17 protein-coding genes are annotated in these 18,256 nt (G+C 65.8%); all 17 read left to right on the forward strand.

The window, feature by feature from the left end:
• Positions 1–725 precede the first annotated feature (725 nt).
• The 17 genes from KBY88_RS08195 to KBY88_RS08275 all read left to right on the forward strand — a co-directional run bounded on the left by KBY88_RS08195 (position 726) and on the right by KBY88_RS08275 (position 18,253).
• Positions 726–1,952, forward strand: coding sequence for a glycosyltransferase family 4 protein (locus tag KBY88_RS08195; protein WP_254939432.1), 1,227 nt, complete (start codon positions 726–728; stop codon positions 1,950–1,952).
• Complete coding sequence (locus KBY88_RS08200; protein WP_254939433.1) at positions 1,946–2,881, forward strand: glycosyltransferase; 936 nt, start codon at positions 1,946–1,948, stop codon at positions 2,879–2,881. The genes KBY88_RS08195 and KBY88_RS08200 overlap by 7 nt, the downstream gene beginning before the upstream one ends.
• The gene (locus KBY88_RS08205) at positions 2,878–3,846 is read left to right on the forward strand and encodes a hypothetical protein (protein ID WP_254939434.1); all 969 of its coding nucleotides are present in this window, start codon (positions 2,878–2,880) and stop codon (positions 3,844–3,846) included. Before KBY88_RS08200 ends, KBY88_RS08205 begins: the two co-directional genes overlap by 4 nt.
• Entirely contained in the window at positions 3,846–4,805 is a 960-nt protein-coding gene (locus KBY88_RS08210; RefSeq protein WP_254939435.1) for a glycosyltransferase family 2 protein, read from the forward strand. The genes KBY88_RS08205 and KBY88_RS08210 overlap by 1 nt, the downstream gene beginning before the upstream one ends.
• Positions 4,805–5,824, forward strand: a complete 1,020-nt coding sequence (locus KBY88_RS08215; RefSeq protein ID WP_254939436.1) for a glycosyltransferase — start codon at positions 4,805–4,807, stop codon at positions 5,822–5,824. Before KBY88_RS08210 ends, KBY88_RS08215 begins: the two co-directional genes overlap by 1 nt.
• Before the next feature lie 18 nt (positions 5,825–5,842).
• A complete protein-coding gene (locus tag KBY88_RS08220; protein WP_254939437.1) occupies positions 5,843–6,997 on the forward strand; it encodes a glycosyltransferase family 4 protein in 1,155 nt (384 codons plus the stop codon).
• Positions 6,994–8,271 (forward strand): glycosyltransferase family protein, encoded by a 1,278-nt coding sequence (locus KBY88_RS08225; RefSeq protein ID WP_254939438.1) that lies wholly within the window; start codon positions 6,994–6,996, stop codon positions 8,269–8,271. The genes KBY88_RS08220 and KBY88_RS08225 overlap by 4 nt, the downstream gene beginning before the upstream one ends.
• Positions 8,268–9,404, forward strand: a complete 1,137-nt coding sequence (locus tag KBY88_RS08230) for an acyltransferase family protein (protein ID WP_254939439.1) — start codon at positions 8,268–8,270, stop codon at positions 9,402–9,404. Before KBY88_RS08225 ends, KBY88_RS08230 begins: the two co-directional genes overlap by 4 nt.
• Positions 9,405–9,414: 10 nt before the next feature.
• Positions 9,415–9,546, forward strand: coding sequence for a hypothetical protein (locus KBY88_RS08235; RefSeq protein WP_254939440.1), 132 nt, complete (start codon positions 9,415–9,417; stop codon positions 9,544–9,546).
• A 270-nt stretch (positions 9,547–9,816) separates the two neighbouring features.
• Positions 9,817–10,455 carry an FkbM family methyltransferase gene (locus KBY88_RS08240; RefSeq protein ID WP_254939441.1) on the forward strand — a complete coding sequence of 213 codons (639 nt, stop codon included), beginning with the start codon at positions 9,817–9,819 and terminating at the stop codon, positions 10,453–10,455.
• 310 nt (positions 10,456–10,765) lie between these two features.
• Entirely contained in the window at positions 10,766–11,170 is a 405-nt protein-coding gene (locus KBY88_RS08245) for a type II toxin-antitoxin system VapC family toxin (RefSeq protein ID WP_254939442.1), read from the forward strand.
• A gap of 191 nt (positions 11,171–11,361) precedes the next feature.
• Positions 11,362–12,054, forward strand: coding sequence for a sialate O-acetylesterase (locus KBY88_RS08250; protein WP_254939443.1), 693 nt, complete (start codon positions 11,362–11,364; stop codon positions 12,052–12,054).
• Complete coding sequence (locus KBY88_RS08255) at positions 12,051–13,127, forward strand: acyltransferase family protein (RefSeq protein WP_254939444.1); 1,077 nt, start codon at positions 12,051–12,053, stop codon at positions 13,125–13,127. The genes KBY88_RS08250 and KBY88_RS08255 overlap by 4 nt, the downstream gene beginning before the upstream one ends.
• On the forward strand, positions 13,124–14,461 hold the full coding sequence (locus KBY88_RS08260) for a glycosyltransferase (protein ID WP_254939445.1): 1,338 nt from the start codon (positions 13,124–13,126) through the stop codon (positions 14,459–14,461). The genes KBY88_RS08255 and KBY88_RS08260 overlap by 4 nt, the downstream gene beginning before the upstream one ends.
• Positions 14,458–15,900, forward strand: coding sequence for a hypothetical protein (locus KBY88_RS08265; protein WP_254939446.1), 1,443 nt, complete (start codon positions 14,458–14,460; stop codon positions 15,898–15,900). Before KBY88_RS08260 ends, KBY88_RS08265 begins: the two co-directional genes overlap by 4 nt.
• Positions 15,897–17,078 carry a glycosyltransferase family 4 protein gene (locus tag KBY88_RS08270; protein WP_254939447.1) on the forward strand — a complete coding sequence of 394 codons (1,182 nt, stop codon included), beginning with the start codon at positions 15,897–15,899 and terminating at the stop codon, positions 17,076–17,078. The genes KBY88_RS08265 and KBY88_RS08270 overlap by 4 nt, the downstream gene beginning before the upstream one ends.
• On the forward strand, positions 17,078–18,253 hold the full coding sequence (locus KBY88_RS08275) for a glycosyltransferase (RefSeq protein ID WP_254939448.1): 1,176 nt from the start codon (positions 17,078–17,080) through the stop codon (positions 18,251–18,253). The genes KBY88_RS08270 and KBY88_RS08275 overlap by 1 nt, the downstream gene beginning before the upstream one ends.
• Positions 18,254–18,256: the final 3 nt, after the last annotated feature.

The following is an 18,256-nucleotide window of genomic DNA, read 5'->3' on the forward strand; positions in this document are numbered from 1 at the left end:
AGTACTCCCGATGTCAGGTAGCATTTCATTGATCGTCACGATGGCTGCATGCCTGCTTTGACCATGGCACTCTTGACGCAGCCTGCTGTCTTTCAAGCCGCCTAACATTGCTTTCCACGGTGGAGATCCTCGCGTTAGGTCTACTCGTTTCTGAACTCATGCGATGGCGAGCCCCCGGGCATCTCCTACCCGCGAGCGGGGCAGGATGGATGATCCTTGGCTTGGCCAAGCTCGATCCAGGCCCGAGGGGAGAGCCAGCACCTGTTGACAGAGCGCCACAAGCGAGAGTTGGCCGCGATAGAAAGCTTGATACAACGGCGCGACTTTTTTCTCAAACGTGGTGCTCGTTCGATCACATTCTGCCACGAAAGACCATGGCCAACGCCTTGGGCATCGCCTGATCGGTGTTGCGCCTCCAGGCTTGAAATGCCGGAAAAACTCTTACATTGAAGGTACCACTACTGAGTGCATGGTGAGCCACGCTTGCAACCCTTGGGAGGCCCGCTACCATGCTGACTTGATAGTCACTACTTCTTACAGGCCCTTCTATGACATGAAGAAGCGACCTTTCAGTCCGCTCTGGCTTGCATCGAAGCTGGCGGGGTGGTTCTCTCAACGCTGTCTTGCTCCTCCAAGCGACACATTGCTCGGCCATTTCAGCCAAGTTCCCTGTCATCAATTGTGCCAAGGTCGCTCCAGGTGCCTGACGGCTTGATGGCGATGGCATGAGAATCGCTCTCATCAGCTATGAATACCCCCCCGCCGTCGCCATCGGAGGCATCGGCACCTACGCCGGGCAGGCCTCGACGATGCTGACCATGGCTGGCCACTCGGTAGAGGTGTTCGCGGCCGGACCGCCGCAACCCGAGCCCGCTGAGACCTTGGGTGTCCGCGTCCACCGCATCGCGGTCCCCAGCCGTTCCAGCTTTCGATCGGCCCTCGCTCCTTGCTTCCTGGAGCGGCACCGGCAGGAAGCCTTCGACGTGTGGGAAAGCCCCGAACTGTCTGCCGAAGCCGAGCCGCTGCTGAAATTGGCCCCCGAGGTGGCGCGGGTGGTCAAGTTGCACACCTCCAGCCATTTGCTCGCACAAATCGGCCATGAACCTCCTACGTGGGCCCAGCACGCTCGATTCAGCCTCGGTGCCCTGCGGCGTGGGCGCCTGGCGGTGTTGCCCACGGTGCGATCTGATCAGGAATGGGAGCGCGAACGCGCGTTCACCCTCCAGGCCGATGAGGTGGCGGCGCCGAGCCAGGCCATCGGCGATCGGATCACGGCTGACTGGGGCCTGAATCCTGCGCAGGTGGCTGTCTTCCCCAATCCCTTCACCCCTGCGCCGGGACTGCTGGAGCTGCCCCTTCCTGAGGCCGTGGGCACAGTGGGGTTCCTGGGCCGTCTCGAAACCCGCAAGGGCATCTTTGAGTTCGCTGAAGCGTTGCGGCCCCTGCTCCGTCGACACCCCTTCCTCAACGTGCGGTTCATCGGCCCCTCCTGGCCCACCCAGAGGGGTGAGGCGGAGCGCTGGTTGCGGCGCTACCTGCACCACTTCATTAATCGGGTCACATTCACGGGTGGCATAGCGTCTTCTGCCCTGGCCAGGGAGTTGGGGGTCTGCGATGTGGTGGTGTTGCCTTCCCGCTGGGAGTCGTTCGGCCTGGTGTGCGCGGAATCGATGGCGGCAGGTCGGGTGGTGATCGGTTCCTCGGCCGGTGGAATGGCGGAGCAGATCGAACATGGTCATAGTGGCCTGCTGGTGCCACCGCGTTCCCCAGGGGCGATCACGGCGGCGCTCGAGGCCTTGATCGAACAGCCCGCCCTGGTGGCGCCCATGGCGGCGGCGGCCCGCCAGCGGGTGCTCACGCACCTGGCCCCTGAGCGCATCCTGCCCCTGCAGCTGGCCAGCTACCAGCGGGCGATCGAGCGGGCCCGGCAGCGCCAGACCTCCCTGTGCTGAGCGTCGTTCTCCCCACCCACAACCCGAACCCCGAAAGGCTGGAGCGAACGCTGGAGGGCCTACGCGTCCAGACGCTGGCGACCGCCGAATGGGAGATGCTCCTGGTGGACAACGCCAGCGATCCGGAGCTGTCAGCGCAGTGGGTGTCCTGGCACCCCCGCGGGCGGCTGGTGAGGGAGCAACGCCTGGGGCTCACCCACGCGCGCCTGAGGGGCCTCGCCGAGGCGGCCCCCGGAGTGATCGCCTGGGTGGATGACGACAACGTGCTGGCGCCCACCTACCTGGAGGAGGTGCGTGATGTGTGCGCAGCCCATCCCCGCCTGGGGGCCGCCGGCGGTCCGGCGATCGCCGAGGTGCAGGGCTCGGTGCCGGCCTGGTTCGTGCCGGATCTGGCCCCGATCGGCTGCCGCGACCATGGCGATCAGCCCCTCTGGATGGAATGGAATCCCGCTGCTCCGGCTTACCCCGCCGCCGCCCCGATCGGCGCCGGGCTGGCGATCCGCACCGAAGCCATGGCCGTCTGGGCTGAGCAGGTGAAAGGCGATCCGCGCCGTCTGGCCCTGGGCCGCAGCGGCCAAGCCCTCTCCTCGGGCGAGGACAACGACATCTGCCTCACCCTGCTGCGCGCGGGTTGGCAGCTGGCCTACCTGCCCCAGCTGCGCCTCACCCATCTCATACCCAGTAAACGACTGGAACTGGATTACCAGCGCCGGCTGGCGGAGGCCAGCTTTCGCGATTTCGTGCGCGTGCTCGATCTCCATGGCCTGCGGCCCTGGCCGGCGATCCCCGTCTGGAGCGTGCCCTTGCGCAGCCTGCGCGCCTGGTTCCGCTACCGGGTCTGGCGCAGCCCTGAGCGCCAGGTGCGCTGGCGGGGGGCTGTGGGGCAGTTCAGGGGGCGGGCTCTGCTGGAACCAACCGAAGCGCGATGAATCTTCGCCCCGCCCTCGGCCAGCTCAAGACGGTCCTCTACCGCAAGCCCAAGGACGAACTGCGCCGTCTGCGCCGTTGGGGCCCCCACGCCTACCTGCGCCTCGGCGCCTGGCAGGCACGGATGGAGGCGGCGGCCCATCAGCTGCCGCCCGTGGTGGCCACGGACCTGGGGGCTCCCCCCCTGGAGGTGTGGTACCTCACCGGGGCGCGCTTCTGGTACCAGACGGCGTTCTGCGCCTGGACCCTGGCCCGCTGGAGCGGCCGCCGGCTGGTGCTCAACCTGACCGATGACGGCAGCCTGAGCGCCGCCCAGGAGCAGGCGCTGCGGCGTCTGTTTCCCCAGGGCACAACCCGCTGGCGTTCAGCCTGTTGGGAGCAGTTCCAACAGCTGTTGCCGGAGCCGCAGTACCCCACCCTTCACGCCCGCTGGCACGACTACATCAACCTGCACAAGCTCACTGCGATCCACCTGGGATCCAGGGGCCCCAAGCTGGTGCTCGATTCCGACATGCTGTTTTTTGCCCGCCCTGAGGCCCTGCTGGGCTGGTGGGATAGGGACCTGGCGGCCGACGCGTCCGGGGAACTTGTGCAGCCTTGCCTGATGGTGGATTGCGAAGAGGCCTACGGCTACTCGCCGGAGCTGATGCGGGAGCTGGTGGGGGTGCCGATCCCACCCCTGCTGAATGTGGGCGTGTGCGGGCTCTCCAGCGAGGCGCTGGACTGGGCTGAGCTGGAGCACTGGTGCCGCACCCTCTTGGAGCGGGAGGGCACCAACTACTACCTGGAGCAGGCCCTGGTGGCGATGCTGGCTGCCCGGCATTCCCCCACCGTGCTGCATCGGGACAGTTACATCACCTTCCCCAGTCGCGCCCAGACCCTGGCGCGCCAGGGGGTGCTGCAGCACTACGTGGCCGACAGCAAGCCCTGGTATTTCCGGGAGGCCTGGGGGTTGGCGTGTCAATGATGGTGACCCAGACGTCGTTGGTGTCGGTCTGCATGCCCTGCCGCAACGCCGAGCCCCATGTGGCAGCGGCGATCGATTCGGTGCTGCAGCAAAGCTGGACTCAGTGGGAGTTGATCGTGATCAACGACGGCTCCAGCGACCGCAGCCTGGAGCGGATCCGCAGCGTCAGTGATCCGCGCCTGCGCGTGCTGAGCGGGTGCTTCGGCTCGGCGGCCCGCGCCCGCAATGCGGCGTTCGCGGCCTCCCAGGGAGACTCCATCTTGTTCTTCGATGCCGATGATTTGTTGTCACCCTTGGCGATCGAAGCCCAGCTGACGCGTCTGGCCGGCCACAGCGATGCCGTCGCCATGGCGAGCTGGGGGCGCTTCTACGGCAACGATCTGGCCAGCTTTCGACCCGATCCGCAGCGTGTCTGGCGCGACATGGATGCTCGCGATTGGTTGGTGGAAGCCTGGGCTGAAGCTCAGCCGATGACCCAGCCCGGCCAGTTTCTGATCCCACGGGCCTTGATCGAGGTGGCGGGCGGCTGGGACGAAACGCTGACGCTGATCGATGATTTCGAATTCTTCGCCCGGGTGCTGGTCCACGCCAAGGAGGTGCTGTTCACCCCCGAGGCCACCCTCTACTACCGCTCCGGCATCCAGGGCAGCCTCTCCGCCCAAAAGAATCGGGCCGCCCAGGAGTCCGCCTTCCATTCCCTCCTGCGCGGCACCGGCCATCTGCTGGCCCGGCGCAGCGACGCCGCCGCCCGCCGCGCCTGCGCCAACGTGCTCCAGAACTTCATCTATGGCCTCTATCCCGAGCACGCCGACCTCAGAGCCGCCGTGGCCCAGCGCGTGGCCGAGCTGGGGGGGAGCAATCTGCCGGTGCCCGGCGGCCCGACGTTCCAACTGATGCGGCGCGCGCTCGGCTGGAAAGGAGCCAAACGGTTGCAACGGGCGCTCGGCCGCGGCTTCTGATGCGCATCGCCCTCACCGCCGATCCGGAACTGCCGGTGCCACCCCTGCTCTACGGCGGCATTGAGCGGATCATCGATCTGCTGGCCCGGGAGCTCACAAGGCGGGGCCATGGGGTCACCCTGTTGGCCCATCCCGACTCCCGCACGGAGGCTGAGCTGGTGCCCTGGCCCGGCCGCTCCAGCCGCTCCCGGGCCGATACCGTGCGCAACGCCGCCACCCTGCTGCGGGAGGTGCGCCGCCGCCGCTTTGATCTGGTCCATTCCTTCTCGCGCATTGCCTACCTGCTGCCGCTGCTGCCCCTGCCGATCCCCAAGCTGATGAGCTATCAACGGCCGATCAGCCACCGCTCGATCCACCTGGCCCAGGCCCTTTCCCGCGGCAGCCTGCAGTTTTCAGCCATCAGCCGCTGGATGATCGAGCCGGTGGCCGCCATCGGCCATTGGCACCTGGTGCCCAACGGCGTCGAGCTCGCCACCTACCCCTTCGTCGCCGATCCCGGACCCATGGCGCCGTTGGTGTTTCTCGGGCGGGTGGAGGCGATCAAAGGCCCCCACCTCGCGATCGAGGTGGCGCGCCGCACCGGCCTGCCCCTGGTGATCGCCGGCAATGTGCCGCTGGAGCATCAGGACTGGTTCGAGGCCACGATTTCCCCGCAACTCGACGAACAGATCGCCTACATCGGTCCGGTGGACGACACCCAGAAGGCCATACTCCTGGGCTCCGCCCGGGCCTTGCTCATGCCGATCCTGTGGGAGGAACCCTTCGGCATCGTGATGGCCGAGGCCATGGCCTGCGGCACTCCCGTGCTGGGGTTCGCCCGTGGGGTCGTGCCGGAGGTGGTGGAGCACGGCGTGAGTGGCTTTGTGGTGGAGGGCGTCGAGGCCCTGGCCGAGGCGGTCGGGCGCCTGGAGCTGCGCCACCGCCGGGCCAGCCGTGGGCGGGTGGAGCGCCTGTATGCGGCCGAGGCGGTGGCCGATGGGTATCTCAAGGTCTATGGGCTGTTGCTGGCCCATGCCTAACCAGAGCAGAGCGCTGCGATGAGCATCTCTCTCAGTTGCGGCCGTAAATTCCATTCCGATCATCTTGCCGCTGCCTTGTGGCGCGCGGGTGCGCTTGATCAGGTCTTCACCGCCAATCCCTCCTGGGCTTACCGGCGCCATCGCTCGATTCAGCACAAGGTGGTCCACACCTTCCCTTATTACCTGCCTGGACTGCTGCTGGGGCGCCTGCCTGGGGTGCAACGACTTGCTTCCAGCCTGGATTGGTGGGCGACGAGGCGGTTCGATGCGGCCGTTGCCAAGCAGCTGGGATCCCCTTCGACCCTCATCGCCTGGGCCTGGTCGGCCCATCGCAGCTTCGAGGTGGCCAAAGCCCATGGCATTCAGTGTGTGTTGGAGGAATGCGGGTCAGCCAACCTTCAACAGTTCAACATCCTCACCGAGGAATACAGCCGTTTCGGCTTGGCCTACCACAGCCCGATCGCCCAGCGAGTGATCGAGAATGAACGGCGTGAATGCGAACTCGCCGATATCATTCTTTGCCCGTCTGCCTATGTGGCGGATTCTTTCTCAAGTTATGGGGTGCCCCGCAGCACGTGCCTGGTGATTCCCTATGCCACGAATCCACGCTTCCGGGCCGCGCAGCCCAAGCTCCCGAGGGAGCGTTTGGAGATTCTCTATGTGGGGTCCGTTGGCTTCCGCAAGGGACTGATCTATCTGCTCCGGGCCCTGGCGGAGCTTGATGATGCACGGGTGAGTTGCACGGTGATTGGCCAGGTGGATCCTGTCATGGCCCCTTTCCTGAAGCCCTTCCAGCATCTGTTCCGGCATATCCCTTCGGTTCCTCACACCGAGATGCCTGAGCATTTCGCCCGGGCCAATCTGTTCGTCTTGCCAACCCTCGATGAAGGCATGGCCTATGTCGTCATGGAGGCCCTGGCCAGTGGCACACCTGTGATCACCACGCCCCACAGTGGGGCCGAAGGGATGGTGAGCCATTGCAGCAATGGTTTTCTGGTGCCAATCCGTGATTCCCATGCGATCGCGTCGGTCCTGGGTGAATGCCTGGAGGATCCCCACTTGATCCCGAGACTGTCGGCGGCAGCCCTGGCCTCCTCCGCAGGCTGGTCGTGGGATGACTACGTCGAGCAGCTGGTGGCCTCACTGGAACGGGGACTCCCGACCGTGTCTTGAACCCGCCTTCCTCCACGATCTGCCTGGTGTCGCCGGGCCATCTGAGCTCCAATCCCCGCATCGTCAAAGAGGCCAACGCCCTTCACGCCGCTGGGTATCGGGTGCATCTGGTGTATGGAGAAACGAATGCCTGGGATCGGGTGCGCGATGGCTCCATCCTTCAGTCGGCCGGTTGGTGTGCCCATCCGGTGCGGGTGAGAGGAGGTTCCTTTCGCTACTACCTCTTGAGGTTGCGCCAGCGCTGCGCCCTGAGGTTCTGCACATTCTGGCCGGGCTCCCTGGCTCTGGCCGTGGCCGCCCAGCACCCCCTGGCGGTGCCCCTCGCCAGAGCTGTCTGCCGCCTCAAGGCGGATCTTTACATCGCCCACTACGTGGTGGCGCTTCCCGCTGTCGCCCGGGCGGCCCGCCTCCATGGTGGTCGCTATGGCTTCGATGCCGAAGACTTTCATCCCGGGGATCTCCCCGAGACGGCAGCCCATGCTCGCCAGCGGCGTCTGATTGGCTTGATTGAGGGCGCGTTCCTCCCTGATTGCGTTCAGATCACGGCAGCCTCGCCGGGGATTGCCGCGGCCTACGAGCAGGCCTATGGCCTTCCCCGGCCCACGGTGATCCTCAATGTCTTCCCCCTGGCCCAGGCCCCCGCGGCGGCCACTCTGAAGGGGACGGCGACGCCTGGTCCATCCCTCTATTGGTTTTCGCAGACCATTGGCCCCGGTCGTGGCCTGGAAACGGCCGTGGAGGCCATGGCTCTCGCGGCGTCCAGGCCCCATCTTTACCTGCGTGGATTGATCTCCGATCACTACCGAAATGCCCTGAACGAGCTGGCCCAACAGCTCGGTGTGGCTGATCGGCTTCATGTTCTAGAGCCCGCCGCACCTGATCAGATGGAGCGCCTGGCTGCTTCCTACGACCTGGGCCTCGTCTCGGAAACCGGAGTGACGTTGAACCGTTCGATTGCCCTCACCAACAAGCTGTTCACCTATGCCCTGGCCGGACTACCAGCCATGATCAGCGATGTTCCAGCCCATGTCGCCTATGCGCGCACGGCAGCAGGTTCAGTGTGTGTCTACCGCAACCATGATCCGCTCAGTCTGGCAAACGCACTCGATTCCCACTTGATCGGTGATGGTTTGATCTTGGCCTCCGCGCGCCAAGAGGCCTATGCGCTCGGACAGGCCCGATTGAACTGGGACAGTGAACAAGTTCTTCTACTCAGGTGTGTCTCCTATTCTCTCTTACCAGGCGACTTGACAGCCAGAGATTCAGCATCGTGAGTGCAACTGAACGAACGTCACTGGCAACATCGGCTGTTCACGCACCTCTGCTCGATTGGGCACGCTTTCTGACTGCCTTCCTTGTGGTTCTTTGTCATGCCAGGCCAGATCACTGGGTGGGTTGGAGTGAATTGAACACATTCGGCCATGCCGGATGGGCTCAGCTCTTCTTCCTTTCGATCAGGCCAGGGCGCCAAGGCGTCGTGATCTTTTTCGTGCTGAGTGGCTATCTCGTTGGCGGCCGCGTGATCGAACGGGTCAATAATCACACCTTTGCACCAGGGCGTTACTTCAGTGATCGTGTGTCAAGAATTTATACGCCATACCTTCCTGCCTTGGTGCTAACAGTGGTCTGTGTTTACTTCGCGAATGGCCAACTGCCTAGAAATATTCTCGCCCAGCTGAGTTGCAATGCTGCTTCATTCCAGGAGGTATTCTGTGCGCCCCTAGAGGGCAACCCATCGCTGTGGTCGTTGAGCTACGAAGTCTGGTTCTATGCACTGGCTGGAGTTCTTGCCACCTTCCTCTCGCAGTTTTCTATGGTCAAGAAGACCTGGAAAGAATTGGCATTGCTGGCCGCTCTTGGCCTGATCACTTGCTGGGCTCTCTCCATTCTCAACAGTGTCTATTTGATTGCGTGGCTGATTGGGGCTCTCGTCTATAGGCGGCCGCTTTTCCCGGCGTCATGCCTGGTCAATGTTGGTGGTGGGCTGTTGCTGGTTGTAGGGATTGTGCTGTCCCAGCTTGGTGCCGCTCTATCCAAAGGAGTCAACGAGCATCAGGGCCTTCTCTATGTGCTGGGAACGTTGTTGGTCAGTGCTGCCGTTGCCTTGCTGCTACCGGCACTCGCACGGCCCTATGGGCGCTTGGAAGGCTCTTGGCTCCTGGACCTGGGCCCTCGATTGGCGGCGTTTTCCTACACGCTTTATCTCGTTCATTATCCCGTGTTTTATCTGATGCGGTCTTGGCATGCTCCATTCACTGCTTTTACGGTTGAATCTTTCTTTCTCTTCTGGATCAAAATTCTGATCTCGATCATTACTGCTTGGTTAATGTACTTGGGATTTGAGCGCAACACCAGCCATGTCCGATCGCTTCTGTACGGTAAGTTGCAGGCCGGTTCAAGTATTTGATGGGTGGTCGATGGGCTTCGATTGGGTGATTCTTGGAGCGACCAACGAGCCCTGTCTTTGCTGGGCTGATTTCAGCCTTCAGCACCTGGCTGCCATTGTGAAGGCCCTGCGGCTGTCGATTTTTGTTGAGAGTTTAGAATGATCTTGATCACCACCTGTTAATATTTGAGCATGAAGGCAGTTGGCGCCTCATGAAGAAGCAGATCTCTACCTGCTGATCAGTTGAAGAAACTTCCTGGCCTGTCCGGAGGAGGATCTCAGAACGATTTGAAGACTTCTCTGTGCGGAGAGCAAGTCGAGCGGGCATGGCAGGTATCTGGCTACCTCAATCGTATCGATGCCTATGTTGTTTCCTTTGCTTCCCCACCACTGGCGCCAGAGGCTTAAGCGCCGCCTCCTGGTGGTCCGTGACATGACCACACGCCTGCAGAACCTTCGACGGGCGGGCTTTGTGTGCACGGGGGCCATCGATGGTGGGGCCTATCTGGGCAACTGGAGTCTGGAGTTTTCCAAGGTTTTTGGAGAGGTTGCGATCCTGCTCGTTGAACCGCAACCGGCCAGCCAAGCGATTCTGACCAGCCTGATCCAGCGACATGCCGCATGGCAGGTGGCCGCAGTGGCCCTCTCCGATCGATCTGGCGAGTCGTTGTTTCGCCTGGGCGAATCCAACAGCGGCCTGGTTCCATCACCCCAGGAGGACCCAGTAACCATTGCTGTGCCATGCAGCACCTTGGAGCAGTTACTGAAGGAGCGCGCCGCTTTTGAGCCAAACCTGCTCAAGCTCGATCTCCAGGGCCACGAACTTCAGGCCCTCCGTGGTGCGGGAACGGAGCTGCCGCGCTTTGAGGTGATCATCACGGAGATTTCCATGCTGCGCATCGGCGATGTGCCGATCTTCCATGAGGTGGATAACTTCATGGAAGCGCAGGGCTATCGGCTCTATGACCTGCTACCCCAGTACGACCGTCCGCTCGATGGGGCGCTCTGGCAGATCGATGCGTTCTATGTGCGGCTGGATTCCGCCTTGATCGCCTCCCGTGCCTGGGATTGATCGGCCGCGCCCGCGCCGGCCTCCCTTGCGAACCAATGACACGCAGTGAGACTCTTAGCTGTCTGCCGTGATCCCATGCGCATCACCAGCAAGGGCCAGTTCACGATCCCCAGGCCTTCCAGGAGCGCTTCGGGCCTCACCCCCACACCGCTGTCCGTTTCCGCGAGCAGCAAGGGAACGTCGTCCTTGAGAAGGCCAGTGAGGACCCCGGCTGTGGGGAGCAGAGCCTCCAACGGCTCCGCCAGGCCCGCCTGCGCCCTCGCCTCAGCACCGAGGCCCTGCTCTCCGTCACCCGAAGAGAGGGCCCCTGATGCTGCTGGTGGATTCGAATGTGTTGCTGGTTGTGCTGTCAGCCGGTCCGACTTGGTTGGAGTGCAATGCGGCGAACCTCCAGGAGGCGTTGGATGCGGACCCTGTTCTGATCAACGTGATCGTCTACGGGGACATTGCTTTTGCTGTGCAGCGCACTAAAGCATTGGAAGAGCTCATGCCGCCCGATCTTGATCTCCATCGCGCCATCCCCGAGGAAGCTTCCTTCCTGGCCGCCGGTGCCCACGCGGCCGATCGCGAACGGGGCGGCCTTCGCCAGACGATCCTTCCGGACTTCCCCATCGGTGCCCATGCCCTGGTGGAAGGGATTCCCCTCCTCACCCGCGATCAGCGCCGTTACCGCCAGGCTTTCCCAGGCCTGAAGCTGATCTCCACTCCGAGGTGACGCCCCGTCGCGAGGGAGGGGAGATGAATCGCCGCGCACTCGCCGTTGCCGTGGCCTCCTGTGCACTCGGAGTGATCGCAGGTGTGCTGATGCAACGTTCAGGGCTGATCTCAGCCCTGACCCGTGGTGTCCCACGGACGCGGCCTCCGTCGGTCGCCACCGTTCCATCACCCCTCTGGCGCGACCCCTTCGTGTTGGTCGTCATTGGCCAGTCCAATGCCGGAAACCACGGCCACCCCCCCGCCCGAGCCGGTGTGAACGCCTACGCGCTTTCGGCCCAGGGGCTCCATCGCCTCGTTGATCCGCTGCCTGGATCCAGCGGCACGGGGGGGTCCCCCTGGAGTCGATGGGCTGCACTGCGGCAGCTTGCCGATCCCGGCCAGCAGGTGGTGGTGGCCTCGATCGCCCAGGGCTCCAGTCAGGTGGTCGATTGGATCAACGTCGGTGCCCATTCCCAGCGTCTACCGGCTCTGCACGCCCAGCTGAAACGCCAAGGCCTGAGCGTGGATGCCCTGGTGTGGCACCAGGGGGAAACGGAAGCCTGGGGTGGGGATGACCCCAAGGCCTACGCCGCCCATCTGGGTGCGTGGTTGGCTTCGGTTCGGCGCCTCGGCATCCAGGCCCCGATCTTTGTCTGTCAGACCAGCCGGGATGGGCAAGGGGTGGTCAATCCCGCGATCCGCGCCGCCCAGGCCTCCGTCTGGGACGCCAGGGCAGGGATCTATGCGGGAGCTGACACCGACAGCCTCGGTGCGGCCTTCCGCAGTGATGGCGTTCACTTCAACGACAAGGGTCTTGAGGCGTTTGCAGCCATGGTCGAGCGCGCCATGGACCAGCCCAGTGACACGCGGGCTATCAGCCTGGAGGATCTCAGGCGCCCATGAGCGCATCACCCACCCGCCGCATCGTTGCCCTCGATGGTCTTCGCGCCGTTGCTGTGGTGCTGGTGATGCTGGGCCATGGATCGGAGGCCTACCTGGGCGACCAAGCCGAGGCCCCCTGGCTGGCTCCGCTGGTGAACAGCTCCCTCGGCGTGCGGCTGTTTTTCGTGCTGAGTGGCTTTCTGATCACCAGCCTGCTGCTGCGCGAACAGCAGCAACGGGGCTCGATCGACTGGAGGGCCTTCCTCTTTCGCCGCTGCCTGCGCATCTGGCCAGCCCTCTATGCCTACCTGATCGCGATCGCTGGGCTCACGCTGCTGGGGGTGATCGCTGTTTCACCGCTTCAGTTCCTGGCGGCCGCCACCTTCACCTGGAACTACGCCGGGATCTGGATCCGCCAGGGCACGGCCGACGGCGGTTGGTTCCTGGGCCATCTGTGGACCCTGGCCCTGGAGCAGCAGTTCTATCTGGCCTGGCCCGCCCTGATCATTCTCGCTGGCTGGAGGCGGGCGGCCGTTGGAGCCGTTGCGGTGCCACTGCTGATGCCTCTGGTGCGTCTGGGGTGGTACGCAGCCTTCCCTGATCAGCGCGGTTTTCTGGGAATGTTGTTCCACACGGCGATCGATTCAATTTTGATCGGTTGTGCCTTCGCCCTTCACCAGCCACGGATTCGCCTCTGGATGGCGCCGCGGCCCTGGGTGTTCCCGCTGGCCCTGCTGTTCGTGTTTCTGATTTCGCCGCTCCTTGGCTCCCTGCTGCGCCCCTATCGGATCACGGTGGGCTATGGCCTCGATGGCCTCTGTTGTGGGGTCCTGATCCTGGCGGCGGAGCAGGAAGGGGCCTGGTCCCGCTGGCTCAGCCTCAAGCCACTGGTTGTTCTGGGAACCATCTCCTATGGCCTCTACATCTGGCAGCAGCTGTTTCTCACCCCGTTGAACACCACCATCACGGGCCACTTCCCCATCAGCGTGCTCGCTGCCTTCGGCTGCGCGGCGGCCTCGTTTGGTGGGATCGAGCGGCCCTTCCTGAGGGCCAAGGGGATGTTTCAGCGTGCGGCGCTCGGTCCGCCCGGATGAGGCCCCCTCTGCGGATCCTGCTGGTCTCCCCCCGCTTCCCCCCCAGCAGCGCCGCCGACAGCCAGCGATTGCGCATGCTGCTGCCTCACTTCTCGAGCGCAGGGGTGCAAGCCGACGTGCTCGCTGTGGATCCCGCCTGCAGCGCCAACCCGCTGGATCCCTGGCAGGCGGAGCATCTGCCACCGGAGGTGCCGGTCCACCGCGTGCGCGGCCGCTCCCTGCGCTGGGCGCGGATTCCCGGTCTGGGCAACCTCGAGGCCCGCAGCTTCGGGGCCCTCGCTCGCACCGGCAGCCGCTTGCTGAGCTCCAGGCGCTTTGATCTGGTGTACATCTCCACCACGGCCTTCGGCAGTTTTGGGCTGGGCCCGTTGTGGAAGCGCCGCCATGGGGTTCCGTTCGTGCTCGATCTGCAGGATCCCTGGGTGAACGACTACTACCGCCAGCACCCGGCGGTGCGCCCCCCCGGCGGGCGCCTCAAGTACGCCCTCGCCGATCGGCTCCACCGGCGCCAGGAGCCGCGGGTGCTGCGCCAATGCAGTGGACTCACCAGCGTGAGCGCCGCCTACGTCCAGCAGACCGTGGCCCGCTGGCCCTGGGCCGCCTCGATCCCCGCGGTGACCCTCCCCTTTCCCGGCTCGGCCGAGGATTTTGAGCACCTGGGCGCCATCGCCCCCAGTCAGTTGCCCTTCGATCCGGCTGACGGACTTTTGCATTGGGTATCGATTGGCCGGGGTGGCGCCGATCTCACCACCGCCTTGGAGGGGTTGTTCAGCGCCCTCGCCCGCCACGCCCCCGCCGAACTGCAGGCGCGTCTGCGACTCCATTTTCTGGGCACCTCCTACGCCCCCGCCGGCCGGGGAATCCCCTCGATCGCGCCGATCGCCGCGCGCTTCGGGCTCACCGATCTGGTGGAGGAAAGCACAGATCGCCTGCCCCTCTCGCTCACCCTGGCCACCCTCAGGGCTGCCGATGCGCTGCTGGTGATCGGCTCCGATGATCCCGGCTACACCGCGTCCAAGCTCTACCCCTGCCTGTTGGCCCGTCAGCCCCTGCTGGCCCTGATGCACCCCCAGAGTTCAGTGGTTGAGCTGATCCGGCGTTGCGGAGGCGGCGTGGTGGTTCCGTTGGCGCCCGGGGAATCCAGTGAGGTTTCCGGGGATCGGATCGCTGCCGCCTGGCTCGCTGGTGACCGCTACGGCCAGACCCAGCCTCTGGAGGCTGCCGCCTTTGGGCCCCACACCGCCGCAGCCCAGGCCAGGACCCTGGCCGCATTCCTTCATGCCTGCTTGGATCAGCCATCGGACCGTTCCCCGTTACCCGCCAGCGCCGTTTGACTGCCCTGTTCCCACCGCTGCTCACGGCCCGCAGCGAAGACCTCGCCCGGGCCTACCGGCGCCTCCAGGATCCTCTGCTGCAGTGGTTCGGGGCGGCGGCCCTGCTGCTGGTGGCCTTCCTGGCGACGAATTCCTTCGAGCGCGCCCTGGCCCTGGCGGTGATCCTGCCGGCCTGGTGGCTGGTGCTGGTGGTCTGGGATCGCCTCGGCGGCCTGGAACTGCCGTTTCTGCCGCTGTATGTGAGTTCCCAGGCCCTGCTATTCGCCCTGCCGCTGCTCACCTCCGCCGAGAGCCTGCGGGACTACGCCCCGTCCCAGATGTTGCCGGCCGGCCTGGTGGTGGCCCTCTGGCTGCTGAGCCTGCTGGCGGGCTGGTGGATCGCCCAACCCGGCTGGTTTCTGCTGCCCCCCGGGGCTCCGCTGCCCCTCAACGAACAGAGGCTGAGGCTCCTGCCCCATGCCCTGCTGGCAGCGGGCCTGGCCATCGACCTGCTTCTCAGCAGCGGGCTCTACTGGCAACTGGCTGGTCCGGCGGGCGGCGCCCTGCTCTCGCCGGTGCGCACCCTGGCTTCGGCCTTCGAGTTGATCGGGGGCTTCTTCGGGGCGCTGCAGTTCGGTGCCGGCCGTCTGCAGACTCCCCAGCTCTGGTGGGCCCTGTGGGCGGCGATCGTGGTCCAGAGCCTGTTCTCGTTGTTGCTCTCCGCCAGCCAGGCGATGCTGCTCAGCACCCTGTTCGGCCTCTGGCTCGCCTCCCCTCGCCGGGCCCTGCCCTTCACCCTGGCGCTGCTGCTGCTGTTCGGCTTCCTCAACCAGGGCAAGTTCGTGCTGCGGGAGCGCTACTGGAGCCGCGGCCTGCCCCTGCCCGCCAACCCGATCGCGCTGCTGAGCGAATGGTTCGAAGCCAGCACCAGCTCCCAGGCGGCCGGCACAGGCCAGGATCCCACCCAGCGCCTCAACAATCTTCAGAACGTGCTGTTCATCCAGGGGCAGCTGGCCGCCGGGGTGCCCACCATCGGTGGCGCCAGCTACGCCCTGATCCCCCAGGTGCTGGTGCCGCGGGTGCTGGCCAGCGAGAAGGTGCGCAGCCAGGAGGGGCAGGTGCTGCTCAACCTCCAGTTCGGTCGCCAGGCCACCCGGGAGCAGACCGAGACCACCTACATCGCCTGGGGGTTCCTGCCGGAGGCGATCGCCAATTTCGGCGACCTGCTGGGCCCGCTGCTGGTGGGCGTCAGCTGTGGTGCCCTGCTGCGCCTGGGGGCGAACGCTGCCCGCGATCAGCGGCTGTTTTCGGTGCCGGGGGTGATCGGCCTCACCCTGCTGCTGCTCTGGGTGGTGTCCTACGAATTCGTGGCCAGCACCTTCGCCGCCGCCGCCTTCCAGTGGGTGGTGATGTTCCTGGCCGTCACCTGGCTGCTGCGCAAACTGGCGCCAGCCGGATGAGCCGCCTCGCCATCGTCGTCAGCCATCCGATCCAGTACTACGCCCCCTGGTTCGCATGGCTGGCCGCCGAGCCGGATCTGGCGATCGAGGTGTTCCACCTCTGGGATTTCGGCGTTGAGCGGCGCCACGATCACGGGTTCGGCCGGGCGCTGCAGTGGGATCTCAACCTGCTGGAGGGTTACCCCAGCCGCTTCGTGGCCAACGCCGCCGCCGATCCGGGCACGCACCATTTCGGCGGCCTGCACAACCCCTCCCTCGTGCCGGAGGTGCTGGCCTGGCGACCCGACGCCCTGCTGCTGTTCGGCTACGGCTGGCGCAGCCACGTGAGCCTGCTGCTCGATCCGCGCCTCCGGCGGATTCCGATCCTGTTCCGCGGTGATTCCCATGACCTGGCGGCCCAGGGGGGGTGGCGCCCGGCTCTGGCCCGCCTGCTGCGCCGCCTGCTCTTCCGCCGACTGGCCGCCGCCCTGGCGGTGGGTTCGGCGAACACCGCCTGGCTCCGTGCCTCTGGTGTGCCGATGAACCGGATCGTGAACGCCCCCCACGCCGTCGACAACGCGCGTTTCCAGGCCGCCGCCCCCGCGGCCGAGCGCGACGCCCTGGCCTGGCGCGGCGAGCTGGGCATCCCCCCGGAGGCGCCGGTGGTGCTGTTCGCCGGCAAATTCGAGCCCAAGAAGCAGCCCCTGGAACTGCTGGCTGCCTTCGCAGCCTTGAACCACCCCAACGCCGTGCTGCTGCTGGTGGGTGACGGCGTGCTGGAGCGCCCGTTGCGGGAGGCGGCCGCCACCCTGCCCCCCGGCCGGGTGGTGATCGCCGGCTTCCAGAACCAGTCGGCGATGCCGCGCACCTATGCCACGGGTGATCTGTTCGTGCTTCCCTCCCTGGGCAACGGGGAAACCTGGGGACTGGCGGTGAACGAGGCGATGAACCTGGCTCGGCCCGCGCTGGTGAGCAGCCATGTGGGCGGTGGTCCTGATCTGGTGCGGACCGGAGTGAACGGCTGGCTTGTTCCCGCCGGTGATCGCACCGCCCTGGGAGCCGCCCTGGCGGAGGCCCTGGCGGATCCCGTGCGCCTGCGGGCCCTGGGCCAGGCCGCCCGCGATCACATCGCAGGCTTCAGCTACGGCGCCGCCACTGCGGCCCTGCGCCGGGCCCTGGCCATCGCAAGGGTGGCCTGATGGCTCCCCCAGCCCCTCCCGGTCCGGTGGTGGATCTGATCGTGCCCGAGCTCCATGCCCACGAAGGAGGCGTGCAGATCTACAGCCGCACCATGATCCGTGGCCTGCTTCAGGTGCTGCCGCCGTCGGTGCACCTGCGGGTGTTCGTGCGCAACGACCGCCCCAGGCACCGCCCGGCTCGGCTGGATCCGCGCGTGGAACTGCACCTGCTGGGCTCCCCCCTGCCAGGCGTGCCCTTCCTGCGCTTCACGGCGGCGCTGCTGGCGGCGGCCGGGCGCCAGCGGCCGGCCCTGGTGATCAGCACCCACCCCAACCTCGCGCCGCTGCAGTGGCTGCTGGGGCGACTGGCGGGTTGCCCCACCTGGGCCTCCGCCCACGGCATCGATGTCTGGAACCTGCGGCCGGGGCCCCGCCGCTGGGCCCTGCGCCGGCTGACGCGGCTGCTGCCCGTGAGCCGCTACACCAAGCACCAGCTGCAGCGCCAGCTGAAATCCCCTCTGGGACGCCGTGGCCCCGAGCTGGTGGTGCTGCCCAACACCTACGACGACCGGAGCTTCTGCCCGGGCCCCCGGCCCGCCCATCTGCTCGAACGCTATGGCTTGGATCCCGATCAGCCGCTGATCTTCTGCCTCACGCGGCTCTCCAGCCTCGATCGCTACAAGCACGTCGATGGCCTGATCACCGCCATGCCCGAGCTGCTGCGCAGCCGACCCGATCTGCGGCTGCTGATCGGTGGAGAGGGCGATGACCGTGCACGCCTCCAGGCGTTGGTGCAGGAGCGCGGCCTTGGCGCGGCCGTGCAGCTGATTGGCAACATCGGCGCCGATGACTTACCCGACCACTACCGCCTCGCCAGTCTGTTCGCACTGCCCAGCGAGAAGGAGGGCTTCGGGATCGTCTTCCTCGAGGCCGTCGGCAGCGGCACGCCGGTGCTGGCCGGCAACCGCGATGGCTCCGTCGATCCCCTCGCCGATGGCGCCTTCGGCTGCCTGGTGGATCCGCGCCTGCCCCTTGCCCCACCGCTCCAGGCCCTGCTGGAGGGTTACGGCGAGCCCCTCTGGCACCAGCGCGAAGCCCTGGCGGCGGCGGTGGCGGAGCGCTTCGGCTTTCGGGCCTTCTGCGGGCGGCTGCGGCGGTTGCTGGCTGATGTGCCGGCGCTTGTGGGCGAGACCTGAGCC

The sequence above is a fragment of the Cyanobium sp. Morenito 9A2 genome, assembly GCF_024345575.1.
GTDB lineage: Bacteria > Cyanobacteriota > Cyanobacteriia > PCC-6307 > Cyanobiaceae > ATX-6F1.